A 252-nucleotide genomic window follows, 5' to 3' on the forward strand; every position below is an offset into this window, starting at 1 on the left:
ACTTATTGATAAGCTGGGGACTTAGCTTAGTTGGTAGAGCGCCTGCTTTGCACGCAGGAGGTCAGGAGTTCGACTCTCCTAGTCTCCACCATACATTCCTACGGAATGTATAAAGACAAAAGCTAATAAATAGACAATCAGTTGATTGTTAGTTTAGTCCTTAAGCGATCAAGTGATGAGATCCTAGAGATTAACAAGTACAAGCGTTATGATACGCGCACTTGATAATCTCTGTGATTTATCACAGTTTCC

Annotated in this window: 1 tRNA gene; it reads left to right on the plus strand. The window is 40.9% G+C overall.

The annotated features are described in order from the left end of the window. The first annotated feature begins 15 nt into the window (after positions 1-15). Positions 16-91: transfer RNA gene (locus NI470_RS15720), tRNA-Ala, on the plus strand. Positions 92-252: the final 161 nt, after the last annotated feature.

Origin of the sequence: Acinetobacter lwoffii, assembly GCF_024129115.1 — a bacterium.
In the GTDB taxonomy this organism is placed as follows: domain Bacteria; phylum Pseudomonadota; class Gammaproteobacteria; order Pseudomonadales; family Moraxellaceae; genus Acinetobacter; species Acinetobacter lwoffii_T.